This is a genomic window from Cypionkella aquatica (assembly GCF_030161095.1).
Taxonomy (GTDB): Bacteria; Pseudomonadota; Alphaproteobacteria; order Rhodobacterales; family Rhodobacteraceae; genus Cypionkella; species Cypionkella aquatica.
Genome location: NZ_BSPP01000005.1, coordinates 1 through 17,163, shown reverse-complemented (window position 1 = coordinate 17,163; position 17,163 = coordinate 1). Strand labels below are relative to the sequence as shown.

Sequence of the window (17,163 nt, the reverse complement as noted above, 5' to 3'; positions counted from 1 at the left end):
CGGATATTGAGTGTCCTTCCCCGTTGCGGGATGGCCAATCGTCTGTTAGAGACGCGCCAAATCGAGAAGACGCATGCCCCAAGTATGCGCCGCAAATGGGTTGTAACCCGGATGCGGTCAGCGGGAGGGGCCTATACAGCGGAAGGGTTGACGTGTCCGAACCAGCTTCAATCTCCTTGAGCATCGCCGCGCGCTACGCGCAGGCCGTGTTTGAGATTGCGAAAGAAGAAAATGGTCTCAAAGCGCTTGAGGCTGATACCGAAGCACTGGGGGCCGCACTGGCTGCCAGCCCGGAACTTGCCAGCATGATCGCCTCGCCCGTTGTGGCGCGCGAAGATCAAGCCCGCGCGATGGCGGCTGTTGCTGCCAAGATGGGGATTTCGACGGTTTTGTCGAACACCATCGCCTTGATGGCTTCCAATCGTCGCCTGTTCGTTTTGCCGCAACTGGTCAGCGCTTTGCGCGATCTGATTGCGACCGAAAAGGGCGAAGTCACGGCGCAAGTCACTTCGGCGGCGGCACTTTCGGCGGATCAGGCAAAGGCGCTCGCCGCCAGCTTGAAAGCCAAAGTTGGCAAAGACGTCAAACTTAAAACCACCGTTGATGAAAGCCTCATCGGCGGACTTATCGTCAAGCTCGGCTCGTCGATGATCGACACCTCGGTCAAGGCAAAGCTCGCGGCGCTTCAGAATGTAATGAAAGAGGTTGGGTGATGGGAATTCAGGCTGCTGAGATCTCTGCGATCCTTAAGGATCAGATCAAAAACTTTGGCAAAGACGCCGAAGTGGCTGAAGTTGGCCGCGTTCTGAGCGTCGGCGACGGCATTGCCCGTGTGCATGGGCTGGACAATGTCCAAGCCGGTGAGATGGTGGAATTCCCCGGCGGCATCCGCGGTATGGCTTTGAACCTTGAAGTCGACAACGTCGGCGTCGTGATCTTCGGGTCCGACCAAGAGATCAAAGAAGGCGATACCGTCAAGCGCACCAAATCCATCGTGGACGTGCCGGTTGGCAATGGCCTGCTGGGCCGCGTCGTTGATGGCCTTGGCAACCCGATCGACGGCAAAGGCCCGATCGCGTCGGAAGAGCGCCGTCAGGCTGACGTCAAAGCGCCGGGCATCATTCCACGCAAATCGGTGCACGAGCCGATGGCAACCGGCCTGAAGGCCGTGGACGCGATGATCCCGGTTGGCCGTGGCCAGCGCGAATTGATCATCGGTGACCGTCAGACCGGCAAAACCGCCGTGGCTTTGGACACCATCCTGAACCAGAAGTCCTATAACGAGGCTGCTGGCGACAACGAATACGACAAGCTGTACTGCATCTACGTGGCTATCGGTCAAAAGCGTTCGACCGTGGCACAGTTGGTGAAAAAGCTCGAAGAAACCGGTGCGATCAAATACACCATCGTGGTGGCTGCAACCGCATCCGATCCGGCTCCGCTGCAGTTCCTTGCCCCCTATGCGGCAACCGCAATGGCAGAGTTTTTCCGCGACAACGGCCGTCACGCCCTGATCATCTATGATGACTTGTCGAAACAAGCCGTGGCTTACCGTCAGATGTCGCTGCTGCTGCGCCGCCCGCCGGGCCGTGAAGCATATCCGGGCGACGTGTTCTACCTGCACAGCCGTTTGCTGGAGCGTTCGTCGAAACTGAACGCCGATTTCGGTTCGGGCTCGTTGACCGCTCTGCCGATCATCGAAACCCAAGGCGGCGACGTTTCGGCGTTCATTCCGACCAACGTGATCTCGATCACCGATGGCCAGATCTTCCTTGAAACCGAATTGTTCTACCAAGGCATCCGCCCGGCTGTGAACACCGGTCTGTCGGTTTCGCGGGTTGGTTCGTCTGCTCAGACCAACGCGATGAAATCGGTGGCTGGCAAAGTGAAGCTGGAACTGGCGCAGTATCGCGAAATGGCTGCCTTCGCGCAGTTCGGCTCCGATCTTGACGCCTCGACCCAAGCCCTGCTGAACCGTGGCGCGCGTCTGACCGAGCTGATGAAACAGCCGCAATACGCACCGCTGACCAATGCCGAAATCGTCTGCGTGATCTATGCGGGCACTTCCGGCGCGTTGGACAAGGTTGCCGTGAAAGACATCGGCCGTTTCGAGGCTGGTCTTTTGAAGCACCTGCGCGGCCCGGGCAAAGCTTTGCTGGACGATATCACCAAGAACGACCGTAAAGTTGCGGGCGATCTGGAGAAAGCCATCAAAGCCGAGATCGCAGCTTTCTCGAAAGACTTCGCCTGAGGGCGGGGCAGGGGAGATAACGCATGCCCAGCCTTAAGGACTTAAAAAACAAGATTGCGAGTATCAAGAATACTCGCAAGATCACCAAGGCGATGCAGATGGTTTCTGCGGCGAAGCTGCGCCGCGCTCAAGAAGCCGCTGAAGCTGCCCGGCCCTATGCCGAGCGGATGAATGCGGTGATGGGCGGCCTTGCATCCTCGGTCGGTCAATCGGCCAGCGCGCCCCGGCTTCTGGCCGGGACGGGCAGCGATCAGGTGCATCTGTTGGTCGTGATGACCTCGGAACGCGGTTTGTGCGGTGGTTTCAACTCGACCATCGTGCGTCTGGCCCGTGTCAAGGCAAATGCCTTGCTGGCGGCTGGCAAAACCGTGAAAATCCTGACCGTTGGCAAAAAAGGCCGCGAACAGCTGCGCCGCGATTTTGCCGCCAACATGGTCGGCCATGTCGATCTGTCGGATGTCAAACGCGTCGGCTACAGCAATGCGCAAAACATCGCGCGCGACGTGCTGGCACGCTTTGCGGCGGGCGAATGTGATGTGGTGACGCTGTTCTACAACCGCTTCCAGTCGGTGATCAGCCAGATCCCGACCGCACAGCAGGTTATTCCGGCACAGTTTGAAGCCGGTGGCGTGTCGTCGCTGTATGATTACGAGCCCAGCGAAGAAGCCATTCTGGACGATTTGCTGCCGCGCGGTGTTGCCACGCAGATCTTCACGGCATTGTTGGAAAATGGTGCGTCCGAGCAGGGCGCGCGGATGAGCGCGATGGACAACGCAACGCGCAACGCAGGCGAGATGATCACCAAATACACCACGATCTATAACCGCTCGCGTCAGGCTGCGATCACCAAAGAGCTTATCGAAATCATTTCGGGCGCGGAAGCGCTGTAAGGAACCGGAGAAACATTATGGCAAAAGCACCGAAAGCAGCTGCTGCGGCAGGCAAGGTGACCCAAATCATCGGCGCCGTGGTGGACGTTCAGTTCACTGGCGATCTTCCCGCAATTCTGAACGCACTGGTCACTGAAAACAACGGCAAGAAGCTGGTGCTTGAAGTCGCCCAGCACCTTGGCGAAAACACCGTGCGCGCCGTGGCGATGGACGCAACCGAAGGCCTCGTGCGCGGCGCCCCGGTTTCGGACACCGGCAGCCCGATCCAGGTTCCGGTTGGCACCGCCACCCTGGGCCGCATCATGAACGTCATCGGCGAGCCGGTGGACGAACGTGGCCCGGTCAACGCAACCGCGACCCGCGCAATCCACCAGCCGGCTCCGGGTTTCTCGGAACAGGCGACCGAAAGCCAGATCCTTGTCACCGGCATCAAGGTCATTGACCTGCTGGCCCCCTACACCAAGGGCGGCAAGATCGGTCTGTTCGGCGGCGCAGGCGTGGGCAAGACCGTTTTGATCATGGAATTGATCAACAACATCGCAAAAGTCCACTCGGGCGTTTCGGTGTTCGCAGGCGTGGGCGAGCGGACCCGTGAAGGCAACGACCTTTATCACGAGATGATCGAATCCGGCGTTATTGATCTGGAAGACCTCACCAAGTCGAAAATCGCACTGGTTTACGGTCAGATGAACGAACCGCCGGGCGCGCGTATGCGGATCGCCTTGTCGGGTCTGACCATGGCAGAACAGTTCCGCGACGAAACCGGCGCAGACGTTTTGTTCTTTGTCGACAACATCTTCCGCTTTACCCAAGCTGGTTCCGAAGTGTCGGCTTTGCTGGGTCGTATCCCGTCCGCCGTGGGCTATCAGCCGACTTTGGCGACCGACATGGGTGCGATGCAGGAACGCATCACCTCGACCAAGAACGGCTCGATCACCTCGGTTCAGGCCGTATATGTTCCGGCCGATGACTTGACCGACCCTGCACCGGCAACCTCGTTTGCGCACTTGGACGCAACCACGGTTCTGGATCGCTCGATCTCGGAAAAAGGCATCTATCCGGCTGTGGATCCGCTGGGCTCGACCTCGCGTCTGCTCGATCCGCTGATCATCGGTGAAGATCACTACAAGGTTGCAACCGACGTGCAGAAAGTGCTGCAGCGCTACAAGTCGCTGCAAGACATCATCGCCATCCTCGGCATGGACGAATTGTCGGAAGACGATAAGACCGCCGTGGCGCGCGCGCGTAAGCTGGAGCGTTTCTTGTCGCAGCCGTTCGACGTGGCAAAAGTGTTCACCGGCTCGGATGGTGTGCAGGTTCCGTTGGATGTCACCATCGCTTCGTTCAAAGCGGTTGTGGCTGGTGAATATGACCACCTGCCGGAAGCGGCATTTTACATGGTCGGCGGCATCGAAGACGTGAAGGCCAAGGCACAGCGCCTCGCTGCAGCAGCGGCTTAAGGGGGCATGATGGCTGAAACGCTGCAATTTGACCTGGTCTCGCCCGAACGCCGTCTGGCGTCCGTGGCGGCGACCGAGGTGCAAATCCCCGGCGCCGAGGGCGATCTGACGGCGATGCCGGGGCATGCCCCGACCATCACCACCCTGCGGCCCGGCGTGCTGAAAGTCGTGGGGCCGCAAGGTTCCAAATCCTTTGTCGTCACCGGTGGTTTCGCCGATATCAGCGGCACCCATGTCTCGGTTCTGGCCGAGCGCGCGGTTCCGCTGGAAGAGCTGACGCCAGCGCTGATGGATCAACTGATCGCGGATGCATCCGAAGCGACCGCCGTTGCGGTGGACAAGGATGCAGCTGACAAGGCGATGGGCGATCTGATCGCCATGCGCACCGCCGCTGGCTTCTAAGGGCTGGGCATCGGTGCCCACTGCTTGATACAGGAAAAGGCCCCGCTTTGTCGGGGCCTTTTCACACCCGGCAGCTTGGCGGATGATTGGCCAAGCCCTTGCACAACTTGTTGAATAAAATCATCCTGTCTCGGGAATTAACGTATTTTTGCCGATATTCAGCGCTACTTTGTTTGTATAGGTAAGCAATCACATGAAACGCATCACATCAAACACCATCGGTATTCAACAGGGCAGCCGCGTCCTGTTCTCGGATTTCGCCGATGGCGGGGTGATGTGGACAGGGCAGGGCGCGCGCGAAAGTCGGCATGTGGTGACTTTCAAAGAGGCATTCACCGAAGCGCCCACCGTGATGGCCTCGATCTCGATGTGGGACATTGACCACAAACACACCTCGCGCGCGGATATCACCGCTGAAAATATCACCGAAACCGGCTTTCATCTGGTGTTCCGCACTTGGGGCGATACCCGCGTCGCCCGCGTGCGCGCCGATTGGATCGCGATGGGGTCAGCGGCGAGCGAGGACGACTGGCAGCTTTACTAAGCCCGCTTTACTTGGGTTGGCTGGGGGCGTTACCCGCAAGCACCCGCCCTACGCGGCTGAAGTGTTAAAACTTCGTTAAAGCACCCACGCTAAGCCATTGATATAATGCAAATAAAAAAGGTCCCGAGTTGGGACCTTCTTCCTTCAAGCTGCGACAAAACTCAGCCGCGTTGATACATGCCTTCATAGATCGGCACCAAAGTATCGGTTTCAAACAGCGACGAAACGCTGGTCCCGTTCCAGATATTCAAAATCGCCTGCGCGAAAATCGGGGCTGTCGGGACGATCCGAATGTTCGGGCAGTTTTTCACCGCATCGGTGGCCTCGATCGAATCCGTGATCACCAGCGATTTCATCACCGAATTCGTCACCCGTTCCACCGCAGGCCCCGACAACACCCCGTGGGTGATATAAGAGTGAACCTCGGTCGCGCCATTCTCGATCAACACCTCGGCCGCCTTGCACAGCGTGCCCGCGGTGTCGCAAATATCGTCAACGATGATGCACTTTTTGCCTTGGACGTTGCCGATCACGATCATCTCGGCAATCTCACCGGCCTTCTCGCGCCGCTTGTCCACGATTGCCAGCGGTGCATTGATCCGCTTCGCCAACTCCCGCGCCCGCGCCACACCGCCGACATCAGGCGAGACCACCATCAGATCCTGCATCTGGCCTTTGAAATTATGCTCGATATCCAGCGCGAAAACCGGGCTGGCATACAGGTTGTCCACCGGAATATCGAAGAACCCTTGGATCTGCGCCGCATGCAGATCCAGCGTCAACACCCGGTCCACCCCGGCTTCGGCGATCATATTGGCCACCAGTTTGGCGGTAATCGGGGTGCGTGCCTTAGCGCGACGGTCTTGACGGGCATAGCCGAAATACGGGATCACGGCGGTAATCCGATCCGCAGACGAGCGCCGCAGCGCATCGCACATGATCAGCAGTTCCATCAGATTGTCATTGGCGGGGTTCGAGGTCGGCTGGATGATATACATATCCTCGCCGCGCACATTCTCGAACACTTCCACGAAAATCTCGGCGTCATTGAAACGCTCGATCCGGGCATCGACCAGATTGACCGACATGCCGCGATGCATCGACATGCGGCGGGCGATGGATTTTGCGAGCGAAAGGTTTGCGTTGCCGGAAATCAGTTTCGGCTCAGTCATAGCGGGCATGGGGTCTCTCCGGGGGCCAGATTCGGATCGTTGACACCGCTTATCACCCGGCTAGGGTCTTGCAAACCTTGAAGCCCGGAGCAGCATAGAAATGCAACAGATTGATTACTACTTCGCACCAATCTCGCCGTTTTGTTATCTGGCTGGCAACAAGCTAGAGGAAATCGCCGCGAAATATGGCGCGACCATCCGCTATATCCCGCTGAACGCCCCCGCTCTGTTCCCGCGCACCGGTGGGCAAGCGCTGGCGGACCGACACGAGGCCCGCAAAATATACCGTTTGCAAGAGTTGCGGCGCTGGTCAGCGCGGCTGGGGATGAAGCTTGATCTGCAACCGGCGTTCTTCCCTGCCAATCCTGCGCCCGCCTCCTACGCAATCATCGCGGCGGCCAAAGGGGGTGGCGGCGATTTGGGCGGCCTTGTGCAAGCCTTTCCGCGCGCGGTCTGGGCCGAGGGGCGCAATGTGGCAGATGATGCGGTGGTGCAGGATATCCTGACGGCGCATGGCTTTGATCCGAAAATCGCCGACAAATACATGCTGCTTGCGGCGGAAACCTATGCGGCAAACCTTGAAGAAGCCGTCGCGCGCGGTGTATTCGGCGTGCCATTCTACATGGTCGGCGACGAGCGCTTCTGGGGGCAGGATCGGTTGGACGATCTGGACCTTTACCTGTCGGGAAAGCTGAACAATGCCTGAAGACATGCAGATGCCCGCCTTGCCGCCGTACAGGACATGGCATCGCGGCGGCGACCGCCCGGTGCTTGCGCTGCATTGCAGCCTTGCGCATGCCGGGGCGTGGTCGGGGCTGGCAGCGGCGCTTCACGGCGTCACCATCACCGCCACCGATGCGCCGGGGCATGGCCGCGCCCCCGATTGGCTGGCCGACAGCGATATGCACAGCCTTGCCACCGCGCAATCCATTGCGATGGTGGAAAGCCTTGGCGCAGGGGCTGCGATTGATCTGATCAGCCACAGTTTCGGCGGCACTGTGGCGCTGCGCATTGCGGTGACGCGCCCCGATCTGGTGCGCAGCCTGACCCTGATAGAGCCGGTGATTTTTGCCGCTGCCCGCGCTGTGGATGCGGCGGCGTTTCAGCACTTCCGCGACGAGCATCTGGAATTTGGCGCGCTGGTTGCAGCGGGCGACCTGGAAGCCGCCGCCGCGATGTTCCATGCGCATTGGGGCTCGGGCGAGCGCCTTGCTGATCTGCCAGAGCGCACCCGAGCCTATATGGTGGATCGTATCCACCTGATCGTGGCGCAGAATCCGACCCTGCTGGACGATGCCGCAGGCATCCTGCGCCCCGGCGGATTAGAGAGGGTTGCAGCCCCGGTTTTGCTGATAGAGGGCGCGCAAAGCCCTGCGATCATTGACACATTGCACCGGGCCTTGGCTTTGCGCCTGCCACAGTGCAGCCGTCTGATCGTGCCAGAGGCCGGGCATATGGTGGCAATCAGCCATGCCGCCCAGATCGCCCCCAGCGTTCAGGCGCATCTGGACAGGTGCTAAGGGATCTAACGTCGGCCCCCGCCTGATCCACGCCGCCCCGGAAGCGATCCGGGGCCTCAGGGGATAGGCGAAGGACGGCGGCCCCGGATCACCTCCGGGGCGGCGCAGGATTGGGGGCTAGCCGCGCAAAGCCGCCAAAAATTGATCGACCTCTGCCTCTGTTGTGTTCCACGAGGTCACCAGCCGCGCGGCCTCCATCCCCGGCGCTGCGGGCATCTGGTAATAGGCGGCCCCCGCGGCCTCTAGCCTTGCATGGGTGCCAAGTGTCCATTCCGGGAACATCATATTGGCCTGCGCCGGATACTGATGCCGCGCGCCCGCAACGGCCACGCCCTGCGCCAAACGTGCGCCCATGGCATTGGCTTGGGTTGCCAGTTGCAGCCAAAGATCGTCGGTCAGATAGGCCTCAAACTGCGCCGACAAAAAGCGGTGCTTTGAGACCAGATGCCCCGCCCGCTTGCGGCGCAACTCAAATTCCCACGCTTTGGCGGGGTCAAACATCACCACCGCCTCGACGCCCAGACAGCCGTTTTTGGTGCCGCCAAACGACACCACGTCGATGCCCGCCTTCCATGTCATCTCGGCAGCCGTCGCCCCGGTTGCGACCAACGCATTGGCAAACCGCGCGCCGTCCAGATGGCACGGCAGCGCCTTTGATTTGGCCACAGCGGTCAAAGCGGCAATCTCTGCGGTGGTGTAAACCGTGCCAGCCTCCGTCACATTGGTGATAGAGACCATGCCGCGCTGCACGCCATGCACACCGGATTCGCCAATGCGGCCAAGGGCTTCGGCCAAAGCACCCGGCGTCATCTTGCCATCCGCGCCGGGCACCCCGATCAGCTTGGCGCCATCGGTGTAAAATTCAGGCGCGCCACATTCATCGGTGGCGATATGGGCTTCGGTATGTGCGAAGACCGCCGACCACGGCTGACTGTAGACCGCCAAAGACAAGGAATTGGCGACGGTTCCGGTCGCGACCAGATAGACGGCGGCTTCGGGATGCTCGAAGATGTCGCGCACCTGTGCTGTGACCCGCTCCATGATCGCATCGGCGCCATAGCTGCGGGCAAAACCGTCATTCGCGCGGGTAAGGGCCGCCAAAATATCGGGATGCGCGCCAGAGGCGTTGTCAGAGGTGAAATACATCAAAGCTCTTCCTGAATGATATAATCGTCCCAGTCGTCCTCGTCGATGGCGGCTTCCGAGACGGTTTGACCGCGCATCGAATGGCCCGAAGTGTGGGTCGAATCCGGCGCGCCGCTGCGCAAAGGGTGCCAATCGGGCAAAGGTTTGCCATTCTGCAACAGCTTGTAAGCGCAGGTGGCAGGCAGCCAATAGCTGATCTTTTTCAAAGTCTTGGGGTTCAGTCGAATACATTCCGGCACGAATTCAAACCGCCGGGAATAGTTGGAGCATTGGCAGGTTTCATTGTCCAGCAAGCGGCAGGCGACGCGGGTGTATTCAACCTCGCCAGTGTCTTCATACTCAATCTTGTTCAGGCAACATTTGCCGCAGCCATCGCAAAGCGCCTCCCATTCGGGGGTGGTCATTTTCGACAGGGGAACGGTTTCCCAGAACTTTGGGCGCAGGTTTGTCATGGTTGCAAAATGACGCGGGCGGGCGGAAAAGGGAAGGGCGAAAGCGGGTGGTCAAAGGGCTGTCAGGATCGCCCGCGCTTGGGCCACATCGGCGGCCATTTGCGTCATCAGACCGGGCAGGCCATCGAATTTCATCTCGGGCCGCAGGTAGTCGATCAGGCCAATCGAGACATGGTGCCCATAAAGATCACCTTTGAAATCAAAGATATAGGTTTCGAGGTTCGGGGTATTTTCGCCAAACATCGGGCGCACGCCAAGGCTGGCCGCGCCATGATAGCTGCCCGCCTGCGGCCCGGTCAGCACGTCAACTTTCACGGCATAGACGCCAAGTTTCGGCAGATGCAGGCCCGCAACTGACATATTCGCCGTCGGATAGCCCAACTCTCGCCCGCGTTTTTCGCCGTGGATAACCTCACCATCAATGCGGTGCCAGTGGCCGAGCATCGCGGCGGCTTCGCGCGGGCGACCGTCGGCCAATGCCTGACGGATCGCGGTGGACGAGATTTCGCGGTCGTCGGTTTTGACCAGATCGGCGACGGTGACGCCAAAGCCGTATTGCGCACCAAGGGCCTGCAGATCGGCGGCTTTTCCAGCGCGGTTTTTGCCAAAGCAGAAGTCCGCACCCACCACGACATGGGCAATCCCCAAGCCTTCAGCCAGCACTTGGCGGGCGAAATCCTGCGGGGACAGGCTGGCCATTTCAGCGTTAAAAGGCAGTTGAAACAGATGCTTGACGCCAAGTTTGGCAAGACGGTTGCTGCGGGTTTCAGCGTTCATCAGCCGGAAGGGCGGAGCATTGGGGGCGAAATATTCGCGCGGGTGCGGCTCGAAAGTGACGATGCCAAGCGGGCCATGTGCGCGGGCAAGGTCGATCACCGATTGGTGGCCTAGGTGCACGCCATCAAAGTTGCCCATCGCGACCGATGCGCCGCGCGTTTCAGGCTTAAGCCCTTGCCAATGCTGGTGTATTTGCATGCTACCCCGGGATGGGGCGGCCCGCGCCCCTAGTCTAACTTACGGCTTGGCGCCATAACCAGCGCGTCGCCTTTCAGAACCACGGTATTGCCCACCGCGCAATGGGTTTCAAGGGTCACACGGCGGCGGGCGAGGTCGATGCCTGCCACTTTCACCACCGCTTTTACCGTGTCGCCGGGCCGGACCGGGGCGAGGAATTTCATGGATTGTCCAAGATAAACAGTGCCATGGCCGGGAAGCTGCTCGCCGATCACCGCAGAAATCAGCGCTGCGGTCAGCATGCCGTGGGCGATGCGGCCATGGAAAATTGTGTCTTTGGCATAGGTTTCGTCAAGATGCACAGGGTTATGATCGGTTGAAATTTCAGCAAAAAGCGCGATATCGCGGTCGGTTACGACTTTTTCCAAGCTGCGGACCATGCCGATTTCGAGGTCTTCGATGTAGATGGTGCCGCGGCGGTGATCGTCAAGCATGGGTCGAATCCCTTGAATTTGCTTGCGCAGCATAGCAGATGCCGCGCCGCGGCGCAAATCATATGCGCATTAAACGTGCAAATATCGCGTCATGTGGGTAATTTTATTACAACACGGTCAGCGCAGATGGCCAATGCTATAGGCAGGTGACAACTGGGTGTCTTGCAGCCAATCTTCCAGCAAGTCTTTGTTCGGATTGTTAGAATCCGCGCCAAAGCTTTCATGCGCGATGCCGCCGGTGACAAAAAGCGCATCCAGCCCTTCGCCAATCGCGCCTTGCACATCGGTCTGGATGCCGTCGCCGATGCAAAGAATTTGGGCCTCGTCAGAGCCGCCCAAAGCGGTCAGGCGGCGGCGGGCTAGGTCGTAGATCGGCGGGTGCGGTTTGCCGAAATACAACGCCTTGCCGCCGATGTCTTCATAGGCTTTCGCCAACGCGCCTGCGCAGTAAAGCAGCTTGTCGCCCATGTGGACGATGATGTCCGGGTTGGCGCAAAGCATTGGCAAACCTAGAGTTTTCGCCAAAAGCAGCGTGGCGCGGTAGTCGTCTGGGGTCTGTGACAGATCATCGACAAGGCCGGTGACAATCAGGCCTTCGGCGTCTTTGGCGGCCACGCGTTCAATCGGCGGATGGCTGTCGGCAAGGCTTTGCAGATCATCGGCGAAATCGGTGAAAAAAGCCTCGTCCTTGGGCGCGCCGATGAAATGCACTTTGCGTCCAACAGCCCCCGCCAGCATGGCAAATTGCGCAGCATCGCCCGATGTCACCACATCATCCCACGCATCGCGCGGCACGGACATATCATCCAACTGTTTGATAATGCTGGATTTAGGGCGCGGGGCATTGGTCAGCAGGATCACCCGCCCACCCTTGGCGCGAAAGGCTTGCAGGGCGGCCACTGCGGCCGGAAACGGCGTGACGCCATTGTGCAAGCACCCCCAAAGATCGCAAAACACCGCGTCATAGCGGGCGGAAATATCCGAGAGATTGCCGATGATTTGGGTCATTCCGGGGCCTTTCGGGGCAAAAGTTAACCAAAGCTGAATGACCCAGAAAACGGCCATAGAGAGGCCATATAGCGGCCATATCAAATGCCGCCGAAAGTTTCCCCCCGGCGGCAGCAGAAATCAGAGTTTCAGTGCCGGGATGATCTGCTTTTTGCGGCTCATCAAGCCGGGGATCACCACAGTATCGCCCGAAACTTTCACCCCGAACGAGGCTTCGGCCATCTGCTTGACCAGATCATTCGGCACCAGCAGGGTGGCTTCCTCGTTCAGGATGTCGATGACGAACAGCAGCACCTGATCGGCACCATCTTCGGCGGCGACTTCAGGCATCGCGGCCATCAGCGCAGCTTTGCGGTTCAGCACGGTCGCAGGCGAGGTGGTTTCCAGCACCGAGACGCGCAGCTCGCGGCCATCGACATTGTATTCCTTGCTGTCCATCCGCAGCAATGCGGCGTCCGAAAATGCCGAGATGTCGGATTTCGCGGCGAACATTGCGGCGGCAAATTCCGGGATCGACACGCGCAGATCGGTGGCAAGGCTTTCGGCCACGGCGCGGTCATGCGGGGTGGTGGTGGGGCTGCGGAATTCCAACGTGTCGGACAAGATGCAGGTCAGCATCGCGCCTTTGATCTCGCGCGGGGCGCGGGCCATGTCGCTGCCGATCAGATCGTGCATGATGGTGGCGGTGCAGGCCAGCGGGCGAATGGTAATCTCGATTGGCGCGCGGGTTTTCAGACCGCCCACCAGCATGTGATGGTCGATGATCGCCTCAATCTTGGCGTCGTTGATCGAGGCCGGAAGTTCAGCCGGATTGTTGGTATCGACGATCACGACGTGATCTTCCGGCGTCACATCGGCGATGATCTCGGGCTGCGCAAAGCCCCAGTGCTGCAACATGAAGGCGGCTTCGGTGTTGGGTTGGCCCAGCAGAACGGCTTTCGCCGGGGTGCCGCGCACTTCGGACAGATACCATGCCCAGATCAACGGCGAGCCGGTGGAATCGGTGTCGGGGGATTTGTGGCCGAAAACAAGAGTGGTCATGGGGCAAGCCTTCGCGATGGGATTTGCGCGGCTTATAGGGCCGGGGCGGTGGTTTGTCACGGGGGCGCAGGGTTGTGAGGCTCAGGGTCAGGGTGGCGCAAGGTCGGGGGTGGCGCGGCTATTTCCACTTTCCCGGCTCGGTCGGCGATTGGCAGCCATAGGGTGGCAAGGTTTTGGTGCCGAAATTGGCCTGCAGCTTGGCGCAGCCCCAATCCTGCACAAAGCTGGGCATCATCTGATGCAGGTCGATGCCCACCTCGTCAAACGGATCGGCAGCGCCCGCAGAGTTGTTAACCCAAGTGTAATAACGGTAGCCGGCGGTGGTCAGAACGGCGACAGCAAGGATCAGCGCGAATTGCAGAATACGTTTCATTGCAAACCTTTATGGGACAAGCGACAGTTGGGTGACTTTATAGCCCCGGGCTTGCAGCAGGTTCAACACGCCCTGATCGCCCGACAGATGCAAGGCGCCGAAAGCCGCCAGCACCGGGCCCTTGGCGGCTGCAGCCTCGATCACCGGAATCCACGCGGTGTTGCGGTCGGTCATCATGGATTTCTCCATCACCGCAAATTCGCGTTGCACCCGTTCGGGGGTAAAGCCGGGTTGTTGCAGGGCTTGCAGCTTGGAAAACTCCCAGATCAACCGGCCCTCTTGCGCGAAATAGGCATCGGCGAGGGTGATCGCCATATCAGCGGATTTGTCTTCCAGCGCCAGCGCAGAGGTGATCATGTCGATCTGTTCGGCTTGCGTCATATCGCCAAAGATTGAGAACAAAGTGTCATAGGGTTCAAGCGCTTGCACGGGCAGATCGCGGGCCTTGGCGGCTTGGATCAGTTGCGCATCAAGGCCTTCGGGCATGGCGGTGCCAAGGCTGCAGGGCGGCATTGCCAGCAAGACCGAGACATACCACGGACGGAATTTGGCGACCATGAAGGCGGGCATACCACGGGCTTTGGCGGCATCGCTCAGATGTTGCCAATCTTCGGGCGACAGCACTTCGGGCAGGGTCGGGCCGTCGGTGTTGACGATCAGGCTGGGGTCGTCGGCCATGCGGGCCTTGAGGCTGTCTTGCTCTTTCGGCCCAGCCTCGACCAACAGAATCTGCGCGCGCGCAATCGCCGGGGCAAGCGCTGTCATGGTGGCGCTGTGGCGCGGATCGTCGAAATGATAGGTGCCGACGAGGGTGATCTGCTGATCGCCTTTGGTGGCAAGCCAGAAATTGCCGATGGCGTAGGGCTGTTTTGCAGCCTCGGCCCGCAGGTTGGCTTGTTGATCGGCAGGCAGGGCTGCGATCAGGTTCTGGCCCTGACATTCGGCCAGCGCCGGGGTGGAAAACGCCAACAGGGCCATGAATGTCGATAAAATCTGGCGCATGCGCCCCCCATTGCTGTGCTCTGGCATAGGGTGACATCTTGGGGGCGCAAGGCCAAGCGACAACCCCCGGCTTCGGCCAAATGTCGCAAATATTTCGCGCAGTCGGGTGTTGACTGTGAAGGGGTTAGGGCCTAACTCAGGCATCGTTAGCAGTCAGGGACACTGAGTGCTAATCTCATTCAAACCTGGAAACTCAAGGGAGTGTAACCAGATGGCATTCACACCGCTGCATGACCGCGTATTGGTCCGTCGCATTGAAGGCGAAGATAAAACCAAAGGCGGGCTGATCATCCCCGATAGCGCCAAAGAAAAGCCCGCAGAGGGCGAGATCGTTTCGGCTGGTCCGGGCGCGCGCAAGGATTCGGGCGAGCTGATTGCTCCGTCCGTCAAAGCTGGCGACAAGATCCTGTTCGGCAAATGGTCGGGCACCGAGGTCAAACTCGACGGCGAAGATCTGCTGATCATGAAAGAAAGCGATATCCTCGGGATCATTTCCTGAGTGTGAGCGGTGCGTGACATCACGCACCCTGCGCTTTGCTTTTCAACATCTTAGACTGGAGTCTATAACATGGCTGCTAAAGACGTACGTTTTGACACCGATGCACGCGACCGCATGCTGCGCGGCGTGAACATCCTTGCTGACGCTGTGAAAGTTACCTTGGGCCCGAAAGGCCGCAACGTGGTGATCGACAAGTCGTTCGGCTCGCCGCGCATCACCAAAGACGGTGTGACCGTTGCCAAAGAGATCGAACTGGCTGACAAGTTCGAGAACATGGGCGCGCAAATGGTGAAGGAAGTCGCTTCCCGCACCAATGACGAAGCGGGCGACGGCACCACCACCGCCACCGTTCTGGCACAAGCCATCATCAAAGACGGCCTGAAAGCCGTTGCTGCTGGCATGAACCCGATGGACCTGAAGCGCGGCATTGATCTGGCGACCTCAAAAGTGGTTGCAGCGATCAAAGCAGCAGCCCGTCCGGTGAAAGACACCGCAGAAGTTGCGCAAGTTGGCACCATCTCGGCCAACGGCGAAGCTGAAATCGGTCGTCAGATCGCGGATGCGATGCAGAAAGTCGGCAACGAAGGCGTGATCACTGTTGAAGAAAACAAGGGTCTGGAAACCGAGACCACTGTTGTCGAAGGCATGCAGTTCGACCGCGGCTATCTGTCGCCCTATTTCGTCACCAATGCTGACAAGATGATTGTCGAGTTGGAAGACGTGCTGATCCTGCTGCACGAGAAAAAACTCTCGTCGCTGCAGCCGATGGTTCCGTTGCTGGAATCGGTGATCCAATCGCAGCGCCCGCTGCTGATCATCTCGGAAGATGTTGAAGGCGAAGCTTTGGCAACCCTCGTGGTCAACAAGCTGCGCGGCGGTCTGAAAATCGCGGCTGTCAAAGCTCCGGGTTTCGGCGATCGTCGTAAAGCCATGCTGCAAGACATCGCAGTGCTGACCGGCGGCCAAGTGATCTCGGAAGATCTGGGCATGAAGCTGGAGTCGGTGACCATCGACATGCTGGGCAAAGCCAAGAAAGTCTCGATCACCAAAGACAACACCACCATCGTTGATGGCGCTGGCGTCAAGGCCGAGATCGAAGCCCGCGTTTCGCAGATCCGCACCCAGATCGAAGAAACCACGTCGGACTACGACCGTGAAAAACTGCAAGAGCGTGTGGCCAAACTGGCTGGCGGTGTTGCTGTGATCAAAGTCGGCGGCATGACCGAAGTTGAAGTCAAAGAGCGCAAAGACCGCGTTGATGACGCTTTGAACGCGACCCGTGCGGCCGTGCAAGAAGGCATCGTTGTTGGCGGTGGTGTGGCTTTGGTTCAGGCTGGCAAGGTTCTTGAAGGCCTGACCGGTGCGAACTCGGACCAGAACGCTGGTATCGCGATTGTTCGTCGCGCGCTGGAAGCACCGCTGCGTCAGATCGCTGAAAACGCTGGCGTCGATGGCGCTGTCGTGGCTGGCAAAATCCGCGAGTCCACCGACCTGACCTTCGGCTTCAACGCGCAAACCGAAGAATATGGCGACATGTTCGCGTTCGGCGTGATCGACCCGGCGAAAGTCACCCGCACCGCGCTGGAAGATGCGGCTTCGGTTGCATCGCTGCTGATCACCACCGAAGCGATGATTGCGGATCGTCCAGAGCCTAAAGGCAATGGCGGCGGCATGGGCGGCGGCGGCATGGGCGGCATGGGCGGCATGGACGGCATGATGTAATCAGCCGAAAAGCTGAAAGATTGGCAAGGGCGTGGCGAAAGCTGCGCCCTTTTCACATGCGCAACCTGGCCAGCACGGGTGATCTGATTGCGCGGCGTGCCGCCGCAAGTTTTCTTCAGCGCTTGCGCGCGCGGCCTCGATCCATGCGACGCCAGTTTCGGCGGTTGTGAGTGTGACCTGCCACGGGATTTTTCCTCCATCTGCGACTAGAGTCCTCCCCAAGGAAGGGACGG

19 protein-coding genes are annotated in these 17,163 nt (G+C 59.5%); 10 read left to right on the top strand and 9 right to left on the bottom strand.

What is annotated here, in order from left to right; translation table 11 throughout:
• Positions 1-152 precede the first annotated feature (152 nt).
• The 6 genes from QQJ98_RS06965 (at position 153) to QQJ98_RS06940 (ending at position 5,547) form a co-directional block, all read left to right on the top strand.
• Positions 153-713: a F0F1 ATP synthase subunit delta gene (locus QQJ98_RS06965; RefSeq protein ID WP_284324628.1), complete on the top strand. Its 561-nt coding sequence runs from the start codon at positions 153-155 to the stop codon at positions 711-713.
• Positions 713-2,251: a F0F1 ATP synthase subunit alpha gene (atpA, locus tag QQJ98_RS06960; RefSeq protein WP_284324919.1), complete on the top strand. Its 1,539-nt coding sequence runs from the start codon at positions 713-715 to the stop codon at positions 2,249-2,251. Before QQJ98_RS06965 ends, atpA begins: the two co-directional genes overlap by 1 nt.
• A 23-nt stretch (positions 2,252-2,274) precedes the next feature.
• The gene (locus QQJ98_RS06955; protein WP_284324627.1) at positions 2,275-3,141 is read left to right on the top strand and encodes a F0F1 ATP synthase subunit gamma; all 867 of its coding nucleotides are present in this window, start codon (positions 2,275-2,277) and stop codon (positions 3,139-3,141) included.
• Between the two features lie 17 nt (positions 3,142-3,158).
• Positions 3,159-4,601: a F0F1 ATP synthase subunit beta gene (atpD, locus tag QQJ98_RS06950; RefSeq protein WP_284324626.1), complete on the top strand. Its 1,443-nt coding sequence runs from the start codon at positions 3,159-3,161 to the stop codon at positions 4,599-4,601.
• Between the two features lie 9 nt (positions 4,602-4,610).
• Positions 4,611-5,003, top strand: a complete 393-nt coding sequence (locus QQJ98_RS06945; protein ID WP_284324625.1) for a F0F1 ATP synthase subunit epsilon — start codon at positions 4,611-4,613, stop codon at positions 5,001-5,003.
• Between the two features lie 193 nt (positions 5,004-5,196).
• On the top strand, positions 5,197-5,547 hold the full coding sequence (locus tag QQJ98_RS06940) for an H-type lectin domain-containing protein (RefSeq protein WP_284324624.1): 351 nt from the start codon (positions 5,197-5,199) through the stop codon (positions 5,545-5,547).
• A gap of 161 nt (positions 5,548-5,708) precedes the next feature.
• Here QQJ98_RS06940 and QQJ98_RS06935 read toward each other — a convergent pair whose 3' ends face one another.
• Positions 5,709-6,728, bottom strand: a complete 1,020-nt coding sequence (locus tag QQJ98_RS06935) for a ribose-phosphate pyrophosphokinase (protein ID WP_284324623.1) — start codon at positions 6,726-6,728, stop codon at positions 5,709-5,711.
• Positions 6,729-6,819: 91 nt separating this feature from the next.
• Here QQJ98_RS06935 and QQJ98_RS06930 point away from each other — a divergent pair, with 91 nt between their 5' ends.
• Together QQJ98_RS06930 and QQJ98_RS06925 are read left to right on the top strand one after the other, a co-directional pair.
• Complete coding sequence (locus QQJ98_RS06930) at positions 6,820-7,425, top strand: 2-hydroxychromene-2-carboxylate isomerase (RefSeq protein ID WP_284324622.1); 606 nt, start codon at positions 6,820-6,822, stop codon at positions 7,423-7,425.
• Positions 7,418-8,239 (top strand): alpha/beta fold hydrolase, encoded by an 822-nt coding sequence (locus tag QQJ98_RS06925; RefSeq protein WP_284324621.1) that lies wholly within the window; start codon positions 7,418-7,420, stop codon positions 8,237-8,239. The genes QQJ98_RS06930 and QQJ98_RS06925 overlap by 8 nt, the downstream gene beginning before the upstream one ends.
• A 117-nt stretch (positions 8,240-8,356) precedes the next feature.
• Here the strand turns inward: QQJ98_RS06925 and QQJ98_RS06920 are convergent, their stop codons facing one another.
• The 8 genes from QQJ98_RS06920 to QQJ98_RS06885 all read right to left on the bottom strand — a co-directional run bounded on the left by QQJ98_RS06920 (position 8,357) and on the right by QQJ98_RS06885 (position 14,709).
• Positions 8,357-9,385, bottom strand: coding sequence for a threonine aldolase family protein (locus tag QQJ98_RS06920; RefSeq protein WP_284324620.1), 1,029 nt, complete (start codon positions 9,383-9,385; stop codon positions 8,357-8,359).
• Positions 9,385-9,837, bottom strand: coding sequence for a YcgN family cysteine cluster protein (locus tag QQJ98_RS06915; protein WP_284324619.1), 453 nt, complete (start codon positions 9,835-9,837; stop codon positions 9,385-9,387). Before QQJ98_RS06915 ends, QQJ98_RS06920 begins: the two co-directional genes overlap by 1 nt.
• Before the next feature lie 51 nt (positions 9,838-9,888).
• Positions 9,889-10,812, bottom strand: a complete 924-nt coding sequence (locus QQJ98_RS06910; RefSeq protein WP_284324618.1) for a bifunctional riboflavin kinase/FAD synthetase — start codon at positions 10,810-10,812, stop codon at positions 9,889-9,891.
• Positions 10,813-10,841: 29 nt separating this feature from the next.
• Entirely contained in the window at positions 10,842-11,285 is a 444-nt protein-coding gene (locus QQJ98_RS06905) for a MaoC family dehydratase (protein WP_284324617.1), read from the bottom strand.
• 117 nt (positions 11,286-11,402) lie between these two features.
• On the bottom strand, positions 11,403-12,293 hold the full coding sequence (locus QQJ98_RS06900) for a TIGR01459 family HAD-type hydrolase (RefSeq protein WP_284324616.1): 891 nt from the start codon (positions 12,291-12,293) through the stop codon (positions 11,403-11,405).
• Between the two features lie 120 nt (positions 12,294-12,413).
• On the bottom strand, positions 12,414-13,334 hold the full coding sequence (locus QQJ98_RS06895; RefSeq protein WP_284324615.1) for a manganese-dependent inorganic pyrophosphatase: 921 nt from the start codon (positions 13,332-13,334) through the stop codon (positions 12,414-12,416).
• Between the two features lie 118 nt (positions 13,335-13,452).
• Positions 13,453-13,707, bottom strand: coding sequence for a hypothetical protein (locus QQJ98_RS06890; RefSeq protein ID WP_284324614.1), 255 nt, complete (start codon positions 13,705-13,707; stop codon positions 13,453-13,455).
• Positions 13,708-13,716: 9 nt separating this feature from the next.
• Positions 13,717-14,709 carry a TraB/GumN family protein gene (locus QQJ98_RS06885; protein ID WP_284324613.1) on the bottom strand — a complete coding sequence of 331 codons (993 nt, stop codon included), beginning with the start codon at positions 14,707-14,709 and terminating at the stop codon, positions 13,717-13,719.
• A 211-nt stretch (positions 14,710-14,920) separates the two neighbouring features.
• On the opposite strand from QQJ98_RS06885, the gene QQJ98_RS06880 reads away from it, so the two are divergent.
• Complete coding sequence (locus QQJ98_RS06880) at positions 14,921-15,208, top strand: co-chaperone GroES (protein ID WP_054006994.1); 288 nt, start codon at positions 14,921-14,923, stop codon at positions 15,206-15,208.
• Positions 15,209-15,277: 69 nt separating this feature from the next.
• On the top strand, positions 15,278-16,930 hold the full coding sequence (gene groL / locus QQJ98_RS06875) for a chaperonin GroEL (RefSeq protein WP_284324612.1): 1,653 nt from the start codon (positions 15,278-15,280) through the stop codon (positions 16,928-16,930).
• Positions 16,931-17,163: the final 233 nt, after the last annotated feature.

Coding starts and splice junctions, on each gene's coding strand:
- QQJ98_RS06910 (WP_284324618.1), bottom strand. CDS start 10,812: ATGCAAATACACCAGCATTGGCAAGGGCTTAAGCCTGAAACGCGCGGC.
- QQJ98_RS06925 (WP_284324621.1), top strand. CDS start 7,418: ATGCCTGAAGACATGCAGATGCCCGCCTTGCCGCCGTACAGGACATGG.
- QQJ98_RS06880 (WP_054006994.1), top strand. CDS start 14,921: ATGGCATTCACACCGCTGCATGACCGCGTATTGGTCCGTCGCATTGAA.
- QQJ98_RS06900 (WP_284324616.1), bottom strand. CDS start 12,293: ATGACCCAAATCATCGGCAATCTCTCGGATATTTCCGCCCGCTATGAC.
- QQJ98_RS06890 (WP_284324614.1), bottom strand. CDS start 13,707: ATGAAACGTATTCTGCAATTCGCGCTGATCCTTGCTGTCGCCGTTCTG.
- QQJ98_RS06885 (WP_284324613.1), bottom strand. CDS start 14,709: ATGCGCCAGATTTTATCGACATTCATGGCCCTGTTGGCGTTTTCCACC.
- QQJ98_RS06905 (WP_284324617.1), bottom strand. CDS start 11,285: ATGCTTGACGATCACCGCCGCGGCACCATCTACATCGAAGACCTCGAA.
- QQJ98_RS06940 (WP_284324624.1), top strand. CDS start 5,197: ATGAAACGCATCACATCAAACACCATCGGTATTCAACAGGGCAGCCGC.
- groL (WP_284324612.1), top strand. CDS start 15,278: ATGGCTGCTAAAGACGTACGTTTTGACACCGATGCACGCGACCGCATG.
- atpD (WP_284324626.1), top strand. CDS start 3,159: ATGGCAAAAGCACCGAAAGCAGCTGCTGCGGCAGGCAAGGTGACCCAA.
- QQJ98_RS06915 (WP_284324619.1), bottom strand. CDS start 9,837: ATGACAAACCTGCGCCCAAAGTTCTGGGAAACCGTTCCCCTGTCGAAA.
- QQJ98_RS06935 (WP_284324623.1), bottom strand. CDS start 6,728: ATGCCCGCTATGACTGAGCCGAAACTGATTTCCGGCAACGCAAACCTT.
- atpA (WP_284324919.1), top strand. CDS start 713: ATGGGAATTCAGGCTGCTGAGATCTCTGCGATCCTTAAGGATCAGATC.
- QQJ98_RS06945 (WP_284324625.1), top strand. CDS start 4,611: ATGGCTGAAACGCTGCAATTTGACCTGGTCTCGCCCGAACGCCGTCTG.
- QQJ98_RS06920 (WP_284324620.1), bottom strand. CDS start 9,385: ATGTATTTCACCTCTGACAACGCCTCTGGCGCGCATCCCGATATTTTG.
- QQJ98_RS06895 (WP_284324615.1), bottom strand. CDS start 13,334: ATGACCACTCTTGTTTTCGGCCACAAATCCCCCGACACCGATTCCACC.
- QQJ98_RS06955 (WP_284324627.1), top strand. CDS start 2,275: ATGCCCAGCCTTAAGGACTTAAAAAACAAGATTGCGAGTATCAAGAAT.
- QQJ98_RS06930 (WP_284324622.1), top strand. CDS start 6,820: ATGCAACAGATTGATTACTACTTCGCACCAATCTCGCCGTTTTGTTAT.